Raw genomic sequence first — 20,298 nt, 5'->3', positions numbered from 1 at the left:
GGCTGCCGGACGAGGCTGCGGCCAGGACGTCCGGGCACAGCCTCTACGATACGCGATGGACCGGTGCCCGCGCTCAGAGCAGCGGCGCGGGCCGCATTGGCCGCTCGAAATAGTCGCCGAGCGTCTCGAGCGCGCGCGGCTCGAGGATACGCAGCCAGCCGCTGTCGATCTTGTAGAGGCCCAGGCGCTGCAAGTGCCGCAGGGTCTTGTTGGTGTGCACCAGCGACAAGCCCAGCGCATCGGCGATGTGCTGCTGGTTGATGGGAAACTCGGCCCAGCCGTCGCGCACCATGCCGACACGTTCCGCGCGGCGGTACAGATGCATCAACAGCATCGCGACACGCTCGCCGGCGTTGCGCCGGCCGGCCGTCACGAGGTTGTCGTCCACCATCTTTTCCTCGCGCGCTGCGAGCCAGGTGATGTCGTAGCTCAGCTTGGGCTGCGCGTGGAACAGGTTCCAGAGTTTCTCGCGCGGAAAGGCACAGAGCGTCACGCCCGTCACCGCTTCGACGCCATGCGTCTGGCCGTCGGCGAATTCGTCCTGCAACCCGATGAAATCGCCCGGCAGCAGAAAGCTGAGGATCTGCCGGCGCCCATCGCTCAGCGTCTTGTAGCGAAACGCCCAGCCCGAATACAGCGTGAAGAGCATCGGACAGGGCCGATGCTCTTCGATGACGGAGCCACCGGCATCGACGGCGCGCGTGCCGCCGCGAAACGACTCGATGACGCGCAGTTCTTCGTCGGAGACGGGAATGAAAGCGGGGTTGCGGCGCAGTCCGCACTGGCCGCACGGATGCGCACAGCGCGGCGGCGAGACAGGGGCCGGGTAGTCCTCGAACTTCACGCCAGCACTATAGGGCCGCGCCCTGTGTCTTTTCACATTTCACGGCGGATTTCGGGCCCCTACACTCCGCACGCCCTACCCATCACCTATGGCCGAACTCCACGAAATCCTCTACTGCAGCATGCTTGCGCCCGATCAGTCCGTCACCGTCGTTGGCCAAATCGTGACCGCGGCGCGCGCCCGCAACCTGCAAGACCAGATCACCGGCCTGCTGGTGTTCGACGGCCAGCGCTTCTGTCAGCACTTCGAGGGCCCGTGCGGGGAGGTGCTGTTGTTGATGGAGCGGCTCCAAGCCGACCCCCGGCACACGCAATTGCGCGTGGTGTACGAGGGCTCCCTGACGAAGCGCCGCTACGAGCGCTTCGAAATGGGCCTCGCGGAAGTCGAGACGATTGGCGACGACATGGGCGGTATCCACGAACTCGAAGGTGTCGAGGCTCTCGAACGCTTTCTCGCCCTGCGCTCGGGTCTCGACATCTCCAGCTGAAAGACGGGCGCCAGCTCAGGCCGCTTCCGCGGCCGATGCCTCATCCCAGCTGTAGGTCGCGCCGTAGCCATCCCATGGCTCCATCACGATGCGTTCACCGGCCGCAATCGCCAGCGACTCGCCGGGTGCGAGCACGATGTCCTCGCTGCCGTAGTTCGCGGTGGCGTCGCGGGTGACCCAGACCCGGCCCTGGCGAATGCGCAAGATGCTCGCGCTGGAGGCCTTCAGACTCATGGCATGGCCTGCGGCCAACTGCCATGCGCCGCGACGCACGGCCGGTGGCACGGCCGCGGGGCGGGCAGCCAGGGACTGAAGCGAAGAGGGGGCGTAAGCAGCGGACATGATCAAACTCCTGAGGCGGTTTCTCCGAAGCGCAATAGCGCGCTTCGGGAATGAATGATCGGCCTTCCGCCGTTGGCGGTCCAATGAAAACGCGGTAGCCTACTGATTCCGGTTTCGCATCAATCACCCGATCCGAAAGTCACCGCCCATGCAGCATTCCCAGACCCATCTGCGCTCCCGGCCGATCTCGGCCGGCCACCTGCGCGCCTTCGAAGCGGTCGCCCGGCACCTGAACTTCCGCGCCGCATCGGAAGAGATGGCGCTGACCCAGTCCGCCGTCAGCCGGCAGATCCAGGCGCTCGAGGAAGAGGTCGGGGTCGGCCTGTTCCTGCGCCACACCCGTGCGGTCGAACTCACGGGCGCTGGCGCACAGCTGCTGCTTGCCGTCCAGCAGTCGCTGCCGCGCATCGATGGCGCGGTGCGCCAGATCCGACAGAACGCGGGACGCAAGAGCGTGTCGCTCACCACCTTCGCCTCGTTCGCATCCATGTGGCTGATCCCGCGGCTCGAGGCCTTCCAGCGCGACAACCCCGAGATCGATATCCGCATCGATGCCAGCGACGTGGCGCTCGACATGGGCATGGCCGACGTCGACCTCGCGCTGCGCTACGGCCCGCGCGAAAACATGCCGGCCGGCTCGCTGCGCCTCTTCGGCGAAACCATCACGCCGGTGGCGAGCCCCTGGCTCATCAAGAGCAACCCGGCCATCAAGGCGCCGCAGGACATTGCGCGCTTCACGCTGATCGAGGCCGGCGATGCCCATCGAAGCCATCTCGAATGGCTCACCTGGCGCCGCTGGTTCGAGGTCAACGAGCTGCAGCGCGCGCAGCCGCGGCGCTGGCTCTATTTCAACTACGCCTACCAGATGGTCCAGGCTGCACTCACCGGCCAGGGCGTGGTGCTGGCACGCAGCTCCCTGATCGCCGAGAGCCTGGCCAACGGCGACCTGATCGAAGTCCTGCCGCACCACCGCATGGACTCGCCCATGGCCTACTGGCTCATCGTCGGCCCGCGCAGCGCGCCCCGCCCCGAGATCCAGGCCTTCTGCGAATGGCTGCAGGCGCAGGCCGCCACAACTCGCGAAACCATCGGCGAAATTCCCGACCCCGACACCATCGACCAGTTGGACTGACTGCGCGAGTCAAGTGATTGGCCAGACGACCCCGTTGTCGTTGAGGATCGCGTCCAATGGCATGTCGTGCGCTTCCGGTTCGAATTCGTCGAGGAATCCGTTCGTGAAGCCAAGGCCCACCGTGAACGGCCGTGGCTCCATCGCCGCCAGTGTTCGATCGTAGAAGCCCCCCCCGTAGCCGAGCCGGTATCCGCCCGCGCTATAGCCCAGACAGGGCACGAACAGCAGCGTCGGCACGATCAGCTCGGTGTCCTTGGGCTTCGGGATGTCGTAGGCATCGTTCTCCATCGGGCAGCCCGGATACCAGGAATGGAAGGTCAGCGTCTTGTGCAGCCGGTCGACGACCGGCAAACCGATGCGCCGCCGATGCGGCTCGTCGAGCAGTTCGCCGTCTTCCTTCCAGCGATGCAATGCCGGCAGCGGATCGAACTCACCCTTGATTGGCCAGTAGGCGCCGATCACGGTGTCCGGGCGCCCGACCAGCCAGATGCGCATCACGCGCTGCAGCAGATCGGCGCGCGCGAGGCGGTCGGGCATGGAAAGACGCTGTTCAATCAGTGCCGCACGCAGTTGACCCTTGAGAAAGTTGGCAGTTGCCGAGGTGTCGGCACCCTTTGACTTGTCCATAATCCCCCGATGCAGTTCGCAAGCATTTTGGCACTCGCACGCAATCGCCCGCGCGCTTCCTTTTCCACCCTGTTCCTTTCATTGGTCCTGACGACCGCAACGCTGCTACAGCCGGCCTGCGCGCAGAACCCCGACGACGACGCGCTGCTGCAGATGAAGCAGGCCTTCCAGCGCGGCGACAAGGCGCGCCTCGCCGCCCTGCTGCCGCTCACGCGCGGCAGCGTGCTCGAGCCCTGGGCCGCCTACTGGGAGCTCAAGGCGCGCCTGCAGGATGCGAGTGCGCAGGAGGTGCAGGACTTCCTCACGCGCTACGCCGGCACCTACCAGGAGGACCGCCTGCGCAACGACTGGCTGCTGCTCGTCGGCCAGCGCCGCGACTGGGACGCCTTCGCCACCTTCCATGCCGGCTTTCGCATGAACGACGACCCGCAGGTGCGCTGCTACGCGATCCTGGTCGACTCGCTGCGCACCGGCACCGCATCGCAAGCCCAGGCCGACGAAGTGCGGCGCGACTGGTTCGGCCAGCGCGATCTCGACGATGGCTGCCTCACCGCGGCCGACCGCATGATCGGCGCGCGCCTGATGTCGCCCACCGACGCCTGGAAGAAGGCGCGCCTGGCCATCGAGGCCAACCGTCCGCAGGCCGCGCGCGCCGCGGTGCTGCTCGTCGCGCCCGATGCCATCCCGCTGTTCGACGAAATGAACGCCAGCCTCGCCAAGTTCCTGCTCGGCCGTGCCTTCGTCGCCGCCAAGTCGCGCAAGGAGCTGGTGGTGCTCGCGCTCATCAAGATGGCGGTCACCGATCCGGACATGGCAGCCTCGCAGCTCGACAGCAAGTGGGGCCCGATGCTGGCCCCCGAGGAGCGCAACTGGCTCTGGGGCGCGATCGGCCGGCAGGCGGCCGTCAAGCTCTCGCCGCTGGCCGGCAGCTACTTCGCGAACGTCACGAAGAACACCGAGCTTTCCGACGACATGCTGGGCTGGAAGGCGCGCGCCGCGCTGCGCAGCGGCAACTGGAAGGACGTGAACACCGCCATCACGGCCATGAGCGAGACCACGCAGCAGGACCCGACCTGGGTCTACTGGAAGGCGCGCGCCCTCGGCGTGCAAGGCGGCGACGAGCGCCGCGCCCAGGCCCGCGCCCTGTACGAACGCATCGCCGGCACGCGCGGGTTCTATGAGCTGCTCGCGCTCGAGGAACTGGGCCAGCGTGCCGCTGTGCCGACCCGCCCCGCCCCGCTCACGGCCGAAGAAAAGGATGCAGCGCGCAACAACCCGGCGCTGAACCGCGCGCTCTATGCGATCTCGATCGGCCTGCGTCCCGAAGGCACGCGCGAATGGAACTACACGACCAACCTGCACGACAAGGGCGGCATGGGCGACCGCGAGCTGCTCGCCGCGGCCGACCTCGCCTGCCAGCGCGAGGTCTGGGACCGCTGCATCAACACCAGCGAGCGCACCAAGGGCGTGATCGACGTCGACCAGCGCTATCCCATGCCCTTCCACGACACGGTGCTGCGCAAGAGCCAGGAGATCGGCCTCGATCCGGCCTACGTGTACGGCCTGATCCGCCAGGAAAGCCGCTTCATCATGGACGCCCGCTCCGGTGTCGGCGCCTCCGGGCTGATGCAGGTGATGCCCGCCACCGCGCGCTGGACCGCGCGCAAGATCGGCCTGCCCGACTTCACGCCCGGCCAGCTCAACGACCGCGAGACCAACATCACGATCGGCACCAACTACCTCAAGCTCGCGCTCGATGATTTCGACGGCTCGATGGCGCTGGCCGCCGCGGCCTACAACGCCGGCCCCGGCCGGCCGCGCGCCTGGCGCAACGGGCCGGTGCTCGACGCGGCGATCTGGGCCGAGAACATCCCCTTCAGCGAAACCCGCGACTACGTCAAGAAGGTGCTTGCCAACACCACCAACTATGCCGCGCTGATCAGCGGCAGGCCGCAGTCGCTCAAGGATCGGCTCGGCGTCGTCGGGCCGCGCGACGCAGCCGCGGTCGATCCGGTCAAGGATCTGCCCTGATTCCGGTACCGGCGCGTCGCCGGGCATCAATGACCCGGCATTTGCGCATCAATCGCGCTGCGCCGCATCGGTAGCATCGAAGCCCTTTGAACACTCAGGAGGACAACGATGACCCAGCTCTATATCGGCAACAAGAACTACTCGTCCTGGTCCATGCGACCCTGGGTGCTCATGAAGCAGGCCGGCATCGACTTCGAGGAGGTGATGGTGCGCTTCGACTCCTTCGATGACGACTCGCAGTTCAAACGGGCCGTCCTGCCGATCAATCCGGCCGGGCGCGTACCGGTGCTCAAGGACGGCGACATCGTCGTGTACGACACTCTCGCGATCTGCGAGTACCTGGCCGAAACGCATCCCGGCAAGAAGCTCTGGCCCGACGACAAGGCGCAGCGCGCCCACGCGCGCAGCATCTGTGCCGAGATGCATGCCGGCTTCGTCGAGATGCGTACCCATTGCGGCATGAACATCGAAGCCGATCTTTCGGCGCAGGGCCGGCTGATCCTGCGCGACCAGCCCGGCGTGCGCGCCGACCTCGACCGCATCGTGCAGATGTGGAGCGGCCTGCTCGCGGCACACGGCGGACCGATGCTGTTCGGCGAGTTCGGCATCGCGGACGCCTACTACGCACCGATCGGCGCCCGCATCAAGACGTACGGCCTGCCGGTGCCGGCCGCGATCTCCGCCTACATCGACCGCGTGCAGGCGCTGCCCGGCGTCAAGGCATGGATCGACGACGCACTCGCCGAGAAGGACTTCCTCATCTTCGAGGAGCCGTACCGGCTCGGACGCTGAGGCGCCGCGCGGGGCTAGACTCCCGCCCCATGCAAACCTACCTCGTCGGCGGCGCGATCCGCGATGCGCTGCTCGGCCAGCCCGGCAGCGACCGCGACTGGGTCGTGGTCGGCGCCACGCCCGAGCAGATGGCTGCGCGCGGCTTCCTGCCGGTGGGACGTGATTTCCCGGTGTTCCTGCATCCCGAAACGCGCGAGGAATACGCGCTCGCGCGCACCGAACGCAAGAGCGCGCCGGGCTACCGCGGCTTCGTCATCCACGCTGCGCCGGACGTCACGCTCGAGGAGGACCTCGCGCGGCGCGACCTCACGATCAACGCGATCGCGCTGCCCGCGGAGAAGGTCCGCGATGGCGAAGGCCTGGCGCCGCAGCACGACGACCTGATCGATCCTTTCCACGGCCAGCGCGACCTGAAGCACAGGCAGTTGCGCCACGTGACCGATGCCTTCCGCGAAGACCCGGTGCGCATCCTGCGCGTCGCACGATTCGCGGCCCGCTTCGACGACTTCAGCGTCGCGCCGGAGACGATGGCGCTGATGCGCGAGATGGTCGACGCCGGCGAAGCCGATGCGCTGGTGCCCGAACGCGTGTGGCAGGAGCTGGCGCGCGGCCTGATGGAAGCCAAGCCGTCGCGCATGTTCGAGTTGCTGCGCGAATGCGGTGCGCTCGCGGTGCTGCTGCCCGAGGTCGACCGCCTGTGGGGCGTGCCGCAACGCGCGGAGTACCACCCCGAGGTCGACACCGGCGTGCATCTGATGATGGTGCTCGACATGGCCGCGAGGCTCGAGGCGCCGATGCCCGTGCGCTTCGCCTGCCTGGTGCACGACCTCGGCAAGGGCACGACGCCAGCCGAGGTGCTGCCGCGCCACATCGGCCACGAGCAGCGCAGCGCCAGGCTGCTGCGCGTGGTCTGCGATCGCTGGCGCGTGCCGGTCGAGGTGCGCGAGTTGGCAGACGTGGTGGCCCGCGAGCACGGCAATATCCATCGCAGCGGCGAGCTCAAGGCCGCGGCCTTGCTGCGGCTGCTCGAACGCTGCGACGCGATCCGCAAGCCCGAGCGCTTCGGCCAGGCACTGCTGGCCTGCGAATGCGACGCGCGCGGGCGCCTGGGCTTCGAGGACAGCGCCTACCCGCAGCGCGAACGACTGATAGCCGCCCTCCGCGCCGCACAGTCGGTCGAGACCGAACCCATCGCCCGCGCAGCGCTGCAGGCGGGCCAGATCGGTCCGAAGATCGGCGAGGCGATAGCGCACGCCCGCGTGGCTGCCATCGCGGCGGCCCTCGGGGCCGCCCCTTCGTGAAACACCGCGGAACCGGCTCAGCCGGGCCGCCGGTGTTGCCCCCCGGGAGGGGGTTGGCGAAGCGACACGCAGTGCGCGCAGCCTGGGGGCGAGCCACGACTCGCGGTTTTGGCCGACGTGCCGTACCGTGCAGCTCTGCTATGGTTTCCTCTTCATGCAAAAGCCCCCTCGCCTGACGCGCGACACCGCGCTCTTCCTCGACTTCGACGGCACGCTGGTCGCGATCGCCGAGACGCCCGAGGCGATCGAGGTGCCCGCCGCGATGGTGCCGCTGCTCGGCGATCTGCGCGACCTGCTGGGCGGCGCGCTCGCGGTCGTCTCGGGCCGCCAGATCGACGCGATCGACCGTTTTCTCGCGCCCTTGCGGCTGCCGGCGGCCGGCGAGCACGGCGTGCAGCGCCGCGATGCCCAGGGCCATATGCAGGAACAGCGCGCGCCCGATCTCGTGCGGGTGCTCGACGCGGCCAACGAGCTCGCCCGCGTCTACGAAGGCCTGCTGGTCGAACGCAAGCACGCGGCGATCGCGCTGCACTACCGGCTCGCGCCGCAGCTCGAAGCCGTGTGCCGCGACGCCATGCTGCGCGTGATCGACGGCCAGCCGCAGCTGGAGCTGATGCACGGCAAGTTCGTCTTCGAGGTCAAGCCCGCGGGCATCAACAAGGGCATCGCGATCGATGCCTTCATGCACGAGGCGCCCTTCGCCGGCCGGGTGCCGGTCTTCGCCGGCGACGACACCACCGACGAGCACGGCTTTGCGATCGTGCAGCCGCGCGGCGGCGTGGCGATCAAGGTCGGCCCCGGCCCCAGCCAGGCGCTGCACCGCCTCGACTCGCCGCGCGAAGTGTTCGAATGGCTGGTCGCCGCGCGGGATCTGTTCGCCGCACCGGCGCCGCGGGACTCGGCGACCTAGGAACCACAACACCATGAGCCGTCTGGTCGTCATCTCCAATCGCATCGCCGATCCGCGCAAGCCCGCGGCCGGCGGCCTGGCCGTCGCGCTCGGCGAGAGCCTGCAGCAGACCGGCGGCCTGTGGTTCGGCTGGAGCGGCGCCGTCATCGAGGGTGGGCCGACCGGCGAAGGCGAACTGCACGTGCAGCAGGCCGGCAAGGTCGCGCTCGCGACCCTGGACCTGTGCCGCGAGGACCACGACAGCTACTACCTCGGCTACAGCAACGACGTGCTGTGGCCGGTGTTCCACGACCGGCTCGACCTCGCGAACTTCGATGCCGGCTTCATCGGCGGCTACCGCCGCGTGAACCAGCTGTTCGCGCGCAAGCTGTTGCCGCTGCTCAAGCCCGACGACATCATCTGGGTGCACGACTACCACCTGATCCCGCTCGCGGCCGAGCTGCGCGCGATGGGCTGCCGGCAGCGCATCGGCTTCTTCCTGCACATTCCGCTGCCGCCGCACATCATCATGGCCGCCATTCCGCAGCACGAGTGGCTGATGCGCTCGCTGTTCGCCTACGACCTGATCGGCTTCCAGGCGCGGCAGGACGTGCAGCACTTCGAGCAGTACGTGCGCAACGAGGCCAACGGCGAGTTCATGGGGCGCGACCTCTACCGCGCCTATGGCCAGACAGTGCGCTGCAGCGCCTTCCCGATCGGCATCGACGTCGACGAGTTCGCCGCGCTCACGCATGCCAAGGAATCGCGCGACATGTACGAGACCATGAAGCGCGAATACTCCAGCCGCCGGCTGCTGCTGGGCATCGACCGGCTCGACTATTCCAAGGGCATCCCGAACCGGGTGCGATCCTTTCGCGAGCTGCTGGCCAACTATCCGGAGAATCGCCGCAGCGCGACGCTGATCCAGATCGCCTCGCCCACGCGCGAGACGGTCGACGCCTACGGCGACATCCGGCGCGAGCTCGAGTCGCTGTGCGGCGCGATCAACGGCGACTACGGCGAGCTCGACTGGATGCCGGTGCGCTACATCCACCGCATGGTGGCGCGCAAGCGCGTGCCGGGCCTGTGCCGGGCAGCCGCCGTCGGCCTCGTGACGCCGCTGCGCGACGGCATGAACCTGGTGGCCAAGGAGTACATCGCGGCGCAGGACCCGGCCGATCCCGGCGTGCTGGTGCTGTCGCGCTTCGCCGGCGCGGCCGAGCAGCTCAAGGAAGCGCTGCTGGTCAATCCCTACGACACGCACGGCACCGCCGAGACCGTGCAGCAGGCGCTGCAGATGCCGCTCGAGGAACGGCGCGAGCGCCATCAGAAGCTGTTGGCGCGCATCCGCGAGCACGACGTGCACTGGTGGCGCAAGACCTTTCTCGATGCACTGCGCGAGGCGGCCAGCGAACGCTAGTTTCGGCGCCGATCTGGCGTCAGTCGAGCAGCGCCAGCGCGGCGTAGTCGCCGACCTTGTCGCCCAGGCCGGCCGGAACCAGCTGAACGCCGCGCGTCAGCGGCACCAGCTTGCCGTCGATCTGCGCCTGCAGGTGCGGCAGCAGGACATCGCGGTTGTTCCAGAACACGCTGCCGCCGAGGCTGATGCGCTGCAGGTCGAGCGTGGCGATCAGGTTGTAGAGCATGCGGCCCATCACGCGGCACAGTTCATCGACGCGCTGGTGCGCGGTCGCCTCGCCGGCCGCGGCCGCCTTGAAGAGTTCTTCGGCCGGACGCGCGAAGCGGCGTGCGATGGCATTGCCCGCGATCAGCGACTCGACGTCGCCGAGGTTGCCGCAGCCGCACAGCGCATGGTCGTCGTCGTCGACCACGAAGCTGTGGCCCGCGTGGCCCGCATTGCCGTTCTTGCCGCGCAGGATCCGGCCGCCGACGCACAGCCCGACGCCGACGCCGGTGCTCCAGGTCACGTAGGCGCAATGGTCCAGGCCTTTCAACGCGCCCCAGCGGCGCTCGGCTTCCAGCGCGGCGACGCCATCGTTCTCGACCCGCACGCGGCCGAAGCGCGCGGCCAGCGGTGCCTCCAGCAACGCCGTCATCCACTGGTTCGGCAGCCCGCGCGCCGGGCCGGCCGCGCCGCCGCAAATGTTGGGCGCGGCAAGCTCGACCTTGCCGTCGCGCAGTTCGAAGGGACCGCAGGACGACACGCCGACGGCATCGATGGTCGCGGCGTCGATGCCCTGCGCGGCGCAGACCTCGTCGATCAGCCGAAGGATCTGCAGCGCGAGCGCATCGTTGTTGCCGGTCTTGGCGGTGGGCTCGCTGCGGCGGCCGATCAGCGGCGACGCGCTGTCCGTGGAAAGGCTCACGGCAACCTTGGTGCCGCCGACGTCTACACAGGCTCTCATCGAATCAAATCCATCGTGCGACCAAGGCCGCGATCATGCTGAGCACCACGGTGCTGGCGATCGGCAGTTGCCATTCGCGCCCGAAGGCGCGGAACTCGAAGTCGCCGGGCAGGCGCCCGAAGCCCAGGCGCCGCAGCCAGGGCGTGAGGCCGCTCACGAGCAGCAGCGCCAGGACGACGACGATCAGCCAGCGAATCATCGGTGCAGTTTAGGCCCCGAGCAGCGCCAGCGCCTGCTGGTGGAGTTCGGGCGTCGCCGCGGCGATCACGCGCCCGTCCGACGCAAGGCCGAGCGGCTGGCCCTTCCAGTCGGTGATCACGCCGCCGGCGGCCTCGATCAGCCCGGCCGGGCCCATGTAGTCGTAGGGCTTGAGGCCGCTCTCGACCACCAGGTCGATGGTGCCGCCCGCAAGCTGCGCATAGCCATAGCAATCGCCGCCGAAGCGGCGCATGGCGCAGCGGCGGCTCAGCGTGTCGAAGGCCTGCCAGTCGGCGGCCTCGAAGATGTCGGGCGAGGTGGTGACGATGCGCGCCTCGGCGAGCGTCTTGCAGCCGCTCGCATGCACCGCCTGGCCGTTGCGCTCCGCGCCGGCACCGGCCTGCCCGACCCAGCGCTCGCGCAGCACCGGCATGTCGATCATGCCGATCGTGATGCGCCCGTCCTCCAGCACACCGATCAACGTGCCCCACAGCGGCGAGCCGGTGATGAAGCTGCGCGTGCCGTCGATCGGGTCGAGCACCCAGATGCGGCCGGCATCGAGCCGCTCGAGCCCGTGCTCCTCGCCGTAGATGCCGTCCATCGGCAGCTCGGCGCCGAGGATGTCGCGCATCGCCGTCTCGGCCGCGCGGTCGGCCCGCGTGACCGGGCTCTCGTCGGCCTTGGTGATGACTTCCAGCTGCGTGCGGAACAGGGCAAGCGACTCGGCCGCGGCAGCGTCGGCGAGCGAATGGGCGATGCCCAGCAGGTCTTCGGGGGATGAACTCATGATCGATGACGGTGCGGCCAAAAACTCCGATTAAACCCGAGGCCGGTTTGACATGCTGCACGGGTCCCTCCTAGCATCGGACCATTCCCCGGAAAGGATTGGCATGCGGCGATTTCGCTGGCTTCGGTGGGCGCTCCTCGCGCTGTGGCTCGGTGCCGCTTCGGTGTCGCAGGCGACGCCTTCGGAGCAGGAGAACAAGGTCATCACCGCGTTGATCGAAAGGGTCGGCCGGATGAAGACGATGAAGTTCATGCGCAACGGCGACGAACATTCATCCACCGAGGCCGCCGAGCACATGCAGGCGAAATACGCGTACTTCAAGGAGAAGATCGTCACCGCGGAGGACTTCATCGAGCGCTGCGCCACGCGCTCCGAGCTCACGGGCCGGCCCTACACGGTGAAGCTTGCCGACGGCCAGGAGCACGAGGCCAACGCCTTCCTGCGGCGCGAGCTGCGCGCGGTACGGCAGGAAATGCGCTAGCGCTGCTGGCCCCAGCGCCGCACGGTGAGCCGCTCCAGGCTCGCGAAGCCGAGGTTTTCGACCAAAAGGCCGATCAGCACCACCATCGCGAGGCCCGCGAACACGCGATCGGTGTAGAGCTCGTTGCGGTTCTGGAAGATGTACCAGCCCAGCCCGCCCTGCCCGGACGAAGCGCCGAACACGAGCTCGGCCGCGATCAGCGTGCGCCATGCGAAGGCCCAGCCGATCTTGAGCCCGGAGAGGATCGAAGGCAGCGCGGCCGGCACGAGGATCTGCATCACATAGCGCAGGCCCCGCAGTCCGTAGTTGCGCCCGGTCATGCGAAGCGTGTCGGGCACGCCCTGGAAGCCGGCATAGGTGTTGAGCGCCAGCGGCCACAGCACCGAATGGATCAGCACGAAGACCAGGCTGCCGCGGCCGAGGCCGAACCACAGCAGCGCCAGCGGCAGCAGCGCGATGGCGGGCAGCGGATTGAACATCGAGGTCAGCGTGTCCAGCAGATCGCGTCCGAGCCGCGTCGACACGGCCAGCGTGGTCAGCGCGAAGGCCAGCACCACGCCCGCGAGATAGCCCTGCACCAGCACCGCCAGCGAGATGCGCACCTTGTCGAGCAGTTCGCCGCTGGCCACGCCGCGGACCAGCGCGGCCGCCGTGGCCGAGAAGGTCGGCAGCAGCAGGTCGTTGTCCTGCCAGCGGGCCGCCAGCTCCCACAGCAGCGCGAGCACGCAGAGGATCAGGCTCTTGCGCAGCCAGCCCTGCGCCCACAGGCGCGAAGCCGCGGGCGGCGCGCGCTCGACCGGCACCTCGGCGAAGGGCTCGAGCACCCATTCGTATTCGGGACGCAGGGGCGGATCGATGGTCGTCATGCGGCGGCCTCCTCCTGCGCGGCTTCTTCGAAGAGCAGCCGATGGATCCGCTGCGCCGCGGCCTGGAACTCGGCGCCGCCGAGGCTGCCCTGGGTGAAGGCATGGCTGTTGATTTCCGCACGCATGCGGCCCGGGTGCGGCGACAGCAGCGCGACCCGGTTGCCGACCAGCAAGGCTTCTTCGATCGAATGCGTGACGAACAGCAGCGTGAAGCGGACCTCGTCCCACAGCGCGAGCAGTTCGTCCTGCATCCTGCGACGCGTGAGCGCGTCGAGCGCCGCGAAAGGCTCGTCCATCAGCAGCACGCGCGGCTGCATCGCCAATGCGCGCGCAATGGCAACGCGCTGCTTCATGCCGCCCGAGAGCTGGTGCGGATGCACGTCCGCGAATTTCGCGAGGCCGACCTTGTCGAGGTAGTGCAGCGCGCGCTCCTCGGCTTCGCGCCGACCGAGCACGCCGGATGCGCGCAGCGGGAACACGACGTTCTGCCGGACCGTCTTCCACGGCGGCAGCTGATCGAACTCCTGGAACACGACGATGCGATCCGGCCCAGGCTCGGCCACGCGCCGGCCGTCGAGCCGGATCTCGCCTTCGACCGGATGGACGAAGCCGCCGACCGCCTTCAGCAGCGTCGACTTGCCGCAACCCGAGGGGCCGAGCAGCACGAAGCGGTCGGCTTCGTGCACGTCGAAGCTCACGCGGTGGGTCGCGCGCACCACGCGCTCGGGCGTGCGGTATTCGAGGCTCACGCCATCGACCTGCAGCAACGCGGGGCCCGCGGCGGGCGCAAGCGCGCGCGCATCATGAGTCCGGCTCTGCCGGCCCACCGGTGCAGTCTCCTTCAGGAACGCGGTGGGCGGCCCTGCGAAGCGGGCCAGTCGCGACGACATCTCAGTTCCCTGCTGCGGTGCGAACGTCGTCGAAGAAATAGTCCTTCACCGAGGCCGGCTTGTTGCGGATGGCGCCCACGCGATGCATGAACTCGGCCAGCGCGTAGGTGTTCTGCGGTGCCGTCTTGAACTGGACTTGGGGGTTCTTGATGATCCTGAGCAGCAGCGTGCGATCGATCTTCGCGTCGCTGGTGCGGATGTAGAGGTCGGCCGCCTTCTCGGGATTCGCGGCAATGAACTGCGCGGCCTCGTCGAGCGCATCGACGAACGCGCGGTAGGTCTTGGGGTTCTCGTTGCGGAACTTCTCGGCCGCATACAGCACGGTCGCCGACGCGGGGCCGCCGAGCACCTGGTAGGAGTCGAGCACGATGTGCGCGTTCGGGTTGCCGGCAAGCTCCTGCTCCTGGAACGGCGGGTTGCCGAAATGCGCGTTGATTTCGGTGCCGCCCTTGATGAGGGCGGCCGCCGCGTCGGGATGCGGCAGGGTCACGCTGATCCTGTCGAGCCGGTTGAATTCCTTGTCACCCCAGAGCCTGGCCGACGCCAGTTGCAGGACGCGCGACTGCACCGAGACGCCGACGGCCGGCAGCGCAATGCGGTCCTTGTCGCCGAAGTCGGCGAGGCTCTTCACGGCCGGGTTGGTGCTCACCAGGTAGAAGGGAAAGTTGCCCAGCGAAGCGACGCCGCGCACGTTCTGCTTGCCGCGGGTGCGGTCCCACAACGTGAGCAGCGGACCGACGCCGGCACCCGCGATGTCGATGTTGCCCGACAGCAGCGCATCGTTGACCGCGGAGCCGCCCGACAGCTTGATCCATTCGACCTGGGCGTCGATGCCGGCCGCCTTGGCGTGCTTCTCGATCAGCTTCTGGTCCTGGGCGACGTTGAGCATCAGGTAGACGACGCCGAACTGCTCGGCAATGCGGATGCGTCCTTCGGCATGGGCGGCGAGCGTGCCGAGCGCCAGGGCGGCAGCGGCGACCCAGAGGCTCGCGGTGCGGGTGAAACGGTTCATTGTTCTTGGCTTGAGGGGTGTTCGATCAGAAGGGCGCATCGCCCCGGACGGTGGTGCGGTAGAGCTTGCGGCGCAGTGCGTCGGGCGTGCCCGCCGCGAGGTGCATGAGCGAGCGGTTGTCCCAGAACACGAGGTCGTGCGGCGCCCACCGATGGCGGTACACGAACTCGGGCTTCACGCTGTGCGCGAACAGCTCGGCCAGCAGTGCATCGCCCTCGTCCTGCGGCAGGCCAAGGATGCGGGTCGTGAAATGCTCGCTCACGAACAGCGCCTTGCGGCCCGTTTCCGGATGGGTGCGCACGACCGGATGCACCGCCGGCGCGACCTTGTCGATCTGCGCCTGCGAGAGCGCCGGCCGCCATGGATTCTTCGCGCGCAGCGCTTCGTACTTGGCCAGATAGCTGTGCTCGGCCTTGAGCCCCAGCATGCGTTGTTGCAGCGCGGGCGCGAGCGCCTCCCACGCGAGATGCTGATCGGCAAAGAGCGTGTCGCCGCCTTCGCCCGGCAGCTCCTGCGCGTGCAGCAGCGAGCCGAGGCTGGGCTCGGGCTTGTACGAGATGTCCGAATGCCAGTAGGCCCCGGCATCGCCGAGGCCGAGGGGCTCGCCGTTGTCCTTCTTGATGTTGGAGACGATCAGGATCTCGGGATGGTCCTCGAGGTGGAACTGGTGCAGCACATGGATGTCGAGCGGACCGAAGCGCCGGCTGAACGCGATGTGCTGCGCCGGCGTGATCCGCTGATCGCGGAACACCAGCACGTGGTGATCGAGATGCGCGCGGTGCAGGCGCGCGAACTCGGCGTCATCGATCGGCTTGGCGATGTCGAGGCCGATGACCTCGGCACCGACCGGCGCGTCGAAGCGGCGCAGCTCGAAGTGCTGCGGCGACGACGCGCGGGGCGGGGCATCTGTAGAAAGAAGGGCGGGCATGCGGACGGTCCATCGTGGCGCATCGCACCCGAAGGGCACGCGGCGAACCGCACAATGTAGAAGGCGCGCCGCCGATTCCCAACGAACCGTTCGTTGCTAGCTTATTCGGGCTTCACAGCGTGTGGCTGCGATCGCCCTCGGCAAAGCCGACCGCGTCCCAGGGCGCGCCGACCGCGAAGCCGATCACCTTGAACAGCTCGCCCATCTCGTGCTCGTGCACCAGTCGCGCCGCCAAGATGCGCTCGGGCTGCGCGGCCTGCGCCATGGGTTCCAGCAGCCCCGCATTGAGCAGGAAGCGCGCCTGGCTGCAGTAGCCCAGCACCTCGAAGCCGGCGTTCTGGCCCTCGAGCGCGATGCCGGTGAAGTTCACGTGGGCCGTGATGTCCTTGTCGCCGACGTCGGCCAGGGGATCGCCGTCGGCCGCGTGACTGCGGTGGCACATCACGGTGCCCATGTGGCGCTGCGGGTGGTAGTACTCGGCCTCCGGAAAACCGTAGTCGATGAAGAAGGCCGCGCCCTGCTTCAGGCGATCCGCCAGCGTGGCGATGAAAGCCTCGGCCTGCGGATGGATCTCGGTCAGGTAGTCGTGCGCGCCTTCGATCTCGACCGGCGGGCGCAGCGCGGTGGGACGGTCCTCCCAGGCGAAGCCGTCGCCTTGCCGGATCACGCCGCGCTCGAACCATTGCCCGCCGGCGCGTGCGAGCAGTTGCACCGGCATGGCATCGAGCACCTCATTGCCGACCACCACGCCGCGCATCGCCTCGGGCAGCTCGGCCAGCCATTCGACCTTGTCCGCATGCCCGGCGAGCGTCTGCTGCTGCCGCTCGCGCAGCGAGCCCGACAGATCGACGATGCGATAGCGCGCGATGCGTTCGCCGAGCGCATCGAGCAGTTGCAGGGCCAGCGCGCCCGAACCGGCGCCGAACTCCCAGACTTCATCGGTGCCGGTCTTGTCCAGCGCCTCAGCCACCTGCACGGCCAGGGTCCGGCCGAACAGCGGCGTGAGCTCGGGCGCGGTCACGAAGTCGCTGCCGGAGGACGGCATGTGCCCGAACTTGCGGCTTGCGTTGGCGTAATAGCCCAGACCCGGCGCATAGAGCGCGAGCGCCATGAAGCGGTCGAAAGAGATCCACCCGCCGTCGCGCTGCAGCGCGGCGTCGATAATCCGGGTCAAGGGGGTGGCGCGTGTTGCGCCGTGCTCCATGTTCATGACGGAAATCTATCAGGATGGCTGAATCGACCCCACGCCCCGGCGTGCTCGTGACCGGCGGCGGCCAGCGGCTCGGCGCCGCGGTCTGCGAGGCCTTCGCGCGCGCGGGCTGGCGCGTGTGGTGCCAGTACCGCGCCTCGCGTGCGCCGGCCGAGGCTCTGTGCGAGCGCCTGCGCGGCGAAGGCCATGACGCGAACGCGGTCGAAGCCGACATCGGCACCGAGGAAGGCCGGCGCGCGTTGATGGCGCAGGCCACGGCCGGCGGCGCGCTCGCATGCATCGTCAACAACGCCTCGGCCTTCGAGCCCGACACCGGCCTGGACTTCGATGCCGATGCCGCGTTGCGTCAGCTCGGCGTGAACCTGATGGCACCGCTTTCGTTCGCGCGGCTGCTCGCGCGCAGCGCGGCGGCGGGCGACGGCATCGACCGCTCGGCGATCCACATCCTGGACCAGAAGGTCTACAACCTGAATCCGGACTACTTTTCCTACACGGTGTCCAAGCTGGCGCTCGAGCGCGCGGTGTCGCTGCAGGCGCAATCGCTGGCGCCGGCGGTGCGCGTGTGCGGCGTGGCACCGGGCATCCTTTTCACCAGCGGCCCGCAGAATGAAGCCAACTTCGCGAAAGCGGCGCGCGTCAACCTGATGCGCCGGCCGATCGATCCGGCCGATGTCGCGCGAACCTGCGTCTTCCTCGCCGGCACGCCCAGCGTGACCGGGACCACCCTCTGCGTCGACAACGGCCAGCACCTGGTGCCGCTCGAACGCGACGTCATGTTCGTCGTCGACGACCTGTTGAAAGCATCCATCCCATGACCACTGCTGCCCTCGATCCCTTGCTGCTGTCCTGCCGGCGCGTGTTCCTGCGCGACTACGAGGTCTGGATCAACATCGGCGTGCACGAATTCGAGAAGCGCGCGGAGCAGCGCGTGATCATCAACGTCGATCTCTACGTGCCGCTCGACATCTCGACGCCGAAGGCCGACGAACTCGATGAAGTGGTCGACTACGACTTCATCCGCCGCACCGTCGCGACCCGCCTGAGCAAGGGCCACATCCACTTGCAGGAAACGCTGTGCGACGACATCCTCACGCAGGTGCTGGCGCATCCGAAGGTGCAGGCGGCGCGGGTGTCGACGGCCAAGCCGGACGTGTATCCCGACTGCGAAGCGGTCGGCGTCGAAGTCTTCAGGAGCAAATGATGAGTGCGGTATGGATCGACGAGCCGCCGGCGCCCGCGGACGGCAAGCTGAAGATCGAGCGCGAGACGCACAAGCTCGAGAAGCGCCTGTGCCGCGAGGTCGGCCGCGCGATCGTCGACTACAACATGGTCGAGGACGGCGACAAGGTCATGGTCTGCGTCTCGGGCGGCAAGGACAGCTATGCGCTGCTCGACATCCTGCTGAAGCTGCGGGCGCGGGCGCCGATCCACTTCGACATCGTGGCAGTCAATCTCGACCAGAAGCAGCCCGGCTTTCCGGAAGACGTGCTGCCCGGCTACCTGCGCGCGCTCGGCGTGCCCTTCCACATCGAGGAGCAGGACACCTACTCGATCGTCAAGCGCGTGATCCCCGAAGGCAAGACCACCTGTGGCCTGTGCAGCCGGCTGCGCCGCGGCATCCTGTACCGCGTGGCGGACGAACTCGGCGCCACCAAGGTCGCGCTCGGCCACCATCGCGACGACATGCTGCAGACCTTCTTTCTCAACATGTTCTTCGCCGGCAAGCTGAAGTCGATGCCGCCCAAGCTGGTGAGCGACGACGGCCGGCACATCGTGATCCGGCCCTTGGCTTACGTGGCCGAGAAGGACCTCGTGCGCTGGGCGCAGCACCGCGAATTCCCGATCATTCCCTGCACGCTCTGCGGCAGCCAGGAGAACCTGCAGCGCAAGCAGGTCGGCGAGATGCTGCGCGAATGGGAGCGCAAGCACCCGGGCCGCGTCGAGAACATGTTCAATGCGCTGCAGAACGTGGTGCCGTCGCATCTGCTCGATGGAGCGTCCTTCGATTTCAAGGGTCTCAAGGCGACGGGCGTGGCCGACGCCGAGGGCGACAAGGCATTCGATGCGCCCGAGTTCCCGGCGCCGTCGGCGCTGCGCATCGTGCAACTCTAGGACCGGCGCAACGTGCAGGCCGGGCCCTAGAATTCCCGCGGATGGAGGCCACCCGACTGATTGCCGTGCGCCACGGCGAAACCGCCTGGAATGTCGACGCCCGCATCCAGGGGCAGTTGGACATCGGCCTCAATGAAACCGGCCTCTGGCAGGCCCGGCGCGTCGGGCAGGCCCTCGAAGACGAACCGATCGCCGCAATCTACGCCAGCGACCTCGCGCGCGCCTGGCAGACCGCCCTCGAAATCGCCCGGCCCCACCGCATCGACGTGGTGGCCGAACGGGGGTTGCGGGAACGGGCCTTCGGCCTGTTCGAGGGCCGCACCTTCGCCGACATCGATGCCAACCTGCCGGCCCAGGCCCGGCTCTGGCGAACCCGCGACCCCGAGTTCACGCCGGCAGGCGGCGAGTCCCTGCTGGTATTTCGGGACCGCGTGACATCGATCGCCGCGCAACTCGCCGCCCGCCATGCCGGCGCGCTGGTGGTCCTGGTCGCCCACGGCGGCGTGATGGACGTGCTCTACCGCGCCGCGACAGGACAGGAACTCCAGGCGCCTCGCACCTGGGATCTGGGCAACGCGGCCATCAACCGCCTGCTCTGGACGCCGCAAGGGCTCACCCTGGTGGGCTGGGCCGACACCGGTCATCTCGGCGGCGACGCGCTCGACGAAGCCACGGCCTGAGCGCCTCTGCTCGACTGCGGCGGAAGATGGAACTTTTTCAATGAAGTTCTGCGCTCAAACTCACAATCAATGTCAGCTTTTTGTATTCAAATTTCAAAAATCTAGGCACAATCAAGTCTTCGCCGCCGGCTTTGTCAAGCACGCAATCGCAACCAAGTGCATCTGATGTTGCCGGCCCGATCGTGGGATATATGCCTGCCGGCATGACTTTCGGCAGGTGGCGTTTCGAGGGGTCATTGAGCAATATCCAAGCGGGATGGCTGGGTGACTGCTTTGTTATTAAATTCGCACATGGACACATCATGTTGCGTCAATGGGTGCTG

23 protein-coding genes are annotated in these 20,298 nt (G+C 68.0%); 12 read left to right on the top strand and 11 right to left on the bottom strand.

The window, feature by feature from the left end:
• Positions 1-73: 73 nt before the first annotated feature.
• Positions 74-844, bottom strand: coding sequence for a Crp/Fnr family transcriptional regulator (locus tag E5P2_RS04905; RefSeq protein ID WP_162566035.1), 771 nt, complete (start codon positions 842-844; stop codon positions 74-76).
• Between the two features lie 88 nt (positions 845-932).
• On the opposite strand from E5P2_RS04905, the gene E5P2_RS04900 reads away from it, so the two are divergent.
• Complete coding sequence (locus E5P2_RS04900; protein WP_162566034.1) at positions 933-1,331, top strand: BLUF domain-containing protein; 399 nt, start codon at positions 933-935, stop codon at positions 1,329-1,331.
• A gap of 15 nt (positions 1,332-1,346) precedes the next feature.
• Here E5P2_RS04900 and E5P2_RS04895 read toward each other — a convergent pair whose 3' ends face one another.
• Complete coding sequence (locus tag E5P2_RS04895) at positions 1,347-1,673, bottom strand: DUF2917 domain-containing protein (protein ID WP_162566033.1); 327 nt, start codon at positions 1,671-1,673, stop codon at positions 1,347-1,349.
• Between the two features lie 148 nt (positions 1,674-1,821).
• Between E5P2_RS04895 and E5P2_RS04890 the strand changes: the two genes are divergently transcribed.
• On the top strand, positions 1,822-2,805 hold the full coding sequence (locus tag E5P2_RS04890) for a LysR substrate-binding domain-containing protein (RefSeq protein ID WP_162566032.1): 984 nt from the start codon (positions 1,822-1,824) through the stop codon (positions 2,803-2,805).
• 9 nt (positions 2,806-2,814) lie between these two features.
• On the opposite strand, the gene E5P2_RS04885 is transcribed toward E5P2_RS04890, so the two are convergent.
• Entirely contained in the window at positions 2,815-3,432 is a 618-nt protein-coding gene (locus E5P2_RS04885) for a 5-formyltetrahydrofolate cyclo-ligase (RefSeq protein WP_162566031.1), read from the bottom strand.
• Positions 3,433-3,441: 9 nt separating this feature from the next.
• Between E5P2_RS04885 and E5P2_RS04880 the strand changes: the two genes are divergently transcribed.
• From E5P2_RS04880 to otsA, 5 genes are all read left to right on the top strand, one after another.
• Positions 3,442-5,463: a lytic transglycosylase domain-containing protein gene (locus E5P2_RS04880; RefSeq protein ID WP_162566030.1), complete on the top strand. Its 2,022-nt coding sequence runs from the start codon at positions 3,442-3,444 to the stop codon at positions 5,461-5,463.
• Positions 5,464-5,571: 108 nt separating this feature from the next.
• Complete coding sequence (locus E5P2_RS04875; RefSeq protein WP_162566029.1) at positions 5,572-6,255, top strand: glutathione S-transferase family protein; 684 nt, start codon at positions 5,572-5,574, stop codon at positions 6,253-6,255.
• A gap of 29 nt (positions 6,256-6,284) precedes the next feature.
• The gene (locus E5P2_RS04870) at positions 6,285-7,556 is read left to right on the top strand and encodes a multifunctional CCA addition/repair protein (protein ID WP_162566028.1); all 1,272 of its coding nucleotides are present in this window, start codon (positions 6,285-6,287) and stop codon (positions 7,554-7,556) included.
• A 154-nt stretch (positions 7,557-7,710) separates the two neighbouring features.
• On the top strand, positions 7,711-8,466 hold the full coding sequence (gene otsB, locus E5P2_RS04865; RefSeq protein ID WP_162566027.1) for a trehalose-phosphatase: 756 nt from the start codon (positions 7,711-7,713) through the stop codon (positions 8,464-8,466).
• 13 nt (positions 8,467-8,479) lie between these two features.
• Positions 8,480-9,865, top strand: coding sequence for an alpha,alpha-trehalose-phosphate synthase (UDP-forming) (otsA, locus tag E5P2_RS04860; RefSeq protein WP_162566026.1), 1,386 nt, complete (start codon positions 8,480-8,482; stop codon positions 9,863-9,865).
• Positions 9,866-9,884: 19 nt separating this feature from the next.
• Here otsA and E5P2_RS04855 read toward each other — a convergent pair whose 3' ends face one another.
• Genes E5P2_RS04855 through hisN form a run of 3 tightly spaced genes read right to left on the bottom strand, consistent with a single transcriptional unit; the run spans position 9,885 to position 11,796 of the window.
• The gene (locus tag E5P2_RS04855; protein ID WP_162566025.1) at positions 9,885-10,811 is read right to left on the bottom strand and encodes an ROK family protein; all 927 of its coding nucleotides are present in this window, start codon (positions 10,809-10,811) and stop codon (positions 9,885-9,887) included.
• Between the two features lie 4 nt (positions 10,812-10,815).
• Positions 10,816-11,010 (bottom strand): DUF2905 domain-containing protein, encoded by a 195-nt coding sequence (locus tag E5P2_RS04850; RefSeq protein ID WP_162566024.1) that lies wholly within the window; start codon positions 11,008-11,010, stop codon positions 10,816-10,818.
• A 9-nt stretch (positions 11,011-11,019) separates the two neighbouring features.
• Positions 11,020-11,796, bottom strand: a complete 777-nt coding sequence (hisN, locus tag E5P2_RS04845) for a histidinol-phosphatase (RefSeq protein ID WP_162566023.1) — start codon at positions 11,794-11,796, stop codon at positions 11,020-11,022.
• A gap of 103 nt (positions 11,797-11,899) precedes the next feature.
• On the opposite strand from hisN, the gene E5P2_RS04840 reads away from it, so the two are divergent.
• Entirely contained in the window at positions 11,900-12,277 is a 378-nt protein-coding gene (locus E5P2_RS04840) for a DUF5329 family protein (protein WP_162566022.1), read from the top strand.
• On the opposite strand, the gene E5P2_RS04835 is transcribed toward E5P2_RS04840, so the two are convergent.
• From E5P2_RS04835 to E5P2_RS04815, 5 genes are all read right to left on the bottom strand, one after another.
• Positions 12,274-13,143 carry an ABC transporter permease gene (locus E5P2_RS04835; RefSeq protein WP_162566021.1) on the bottom strand — a complete coding sequence of 290 codons (870 nt, stop codon included), beginning with the start codon at positions 13,141-13,143 and terminating at the stop codon, positions 12,274-12,276. The genes E5P2_RS04840 and E5P2_RS04835 overlap by 4 nt on opposite strands.
• Positions 13,140-14,033, bottom strand: a complete 894-nt coding sequence (locus E5P2_RS04830) for an ABC transporter ATP-binding protein (RefSeq protein ID WP_162566020.1) — start codon at positions 14,031-14,033, stop codon at positions 13,140-13,142. Before E5P2_RS04830 ends, E5P2_RS04835 begins: the two co-directional genes overlap by 4 nt.
• A 1-nt stretch (position 14,034) precedes the next feature.
• The gene (locus E5P2_RS04825) at positions 14,035-15,045 is read right to left on the bottom strand and encodes an ABC transporter substrate-binding protein (protein WP_162566019.1); all 1,011 of its coding nucleotides are present in this window, start codon (positions 15,043-15,045) and stop codon (positions 14,035-14,037) included.
• 25 nt (positions 15,046-15,070) lie between these two features.
• The gene (locus tag E5P2_RS04820; protein ID WP_162566018.1) at positions 15,071-15,973 is read right to left on the bottom strand and encodes a TauD/TfdA dioxygenase family protein; all 903 of its coding nucleotides are present in this window, start codon (positions 15,971-15,973) and stop codon (positions 15,071-15,073) included.
• 112 nt (positions 15,974-16,085) lie between these two features.
• A complete protein-coding gene (locus tag E5P2_RS04815) occupies positions 16,086-17,177 on the bottom strand; it encodes a class I SAM-dependent methyltransferase (RefSeq protein WP_443083545.1) in 1,092 nt (363 codons plus the stop codon).
• Between the two features lie 23 nt (positions 17,178-17,200).
• Here E5P2_RS04815 and E5P2_RS04810 point away from each other — a divergent pair, with 23 nt between their 5' ends.
• Genes E5P2_RS04810 through E5P2_RS04795 form a run of 4 tightly spaced genes read left to right on the top strand, consistent with a single transcriptional unit; the run spans position 17,201 to position 19,975 of the window.
• A complete protein-coding gene (locus tag E5P2_RS04810) occupies positions 17,201-17,998 on the top strand; it encodes an SDR family oxidoreductase (RefSeq protein ID WP_162566016.1) in 798 nt (265 codons plus the stop codon).
• A complete protein-coding gene (locus E5P2_RS04805) occupies positions 17,995-18,384 on the top strand; it encodes a dihydroneopterin aldolase (RefSeq protein ID WP_162566015.1) in 390 nt (129 codons plus the stop codon). The genes E5P2_RS04810 and E5P2_RS04805 overlap by 4 nt, the downstream gene beginning before the upstream one ends.
• Positions 18,384-19,295, top strand: a complete 912-nt coding sequence (gene ttcA, locus E5P2_RS04800; RefSeq protein ID WP_162566014.1) for a tRNA 2-thiocytidine(32) synthetase TtcA — start codon at positions 18,384-18,386, stop codon at positions 19,293-19,295. Before E5P2_RS04805 ends, ttcA begins: the two co-directional genes overlap by 1 nt.
• A 41-nt stretch (positions 19,296-19,336) precedes the next feature.
• The gene (locus tag E5P2_RS04795; protein ID WP_162566013.1) at positions 19,337-19,975 is read left to right on the top strand and encodes a histidine phosphatase family protein; all 639 of its coding nucleotides are present in this window, start codon (positions 19,337-19,339) and stop codon (positions 19,973-19,975) included.
• Positions 19,976-20,298 lie beyond the last annotated feature (323 nt).

The sequence above is a fragment of the Variovorax sp. SRS16 genome (assembly GCF_901827165.1).
Classification (GTDB): domain Bacteria; phylum Pseudomonadota; class Gammaproteobacteria; order Burkholderiales; family Burkholderiaceae_C; genus Variovorax.
This window is presented reverse-complemented; position numbering and strand designations above follow the sequence as displayed.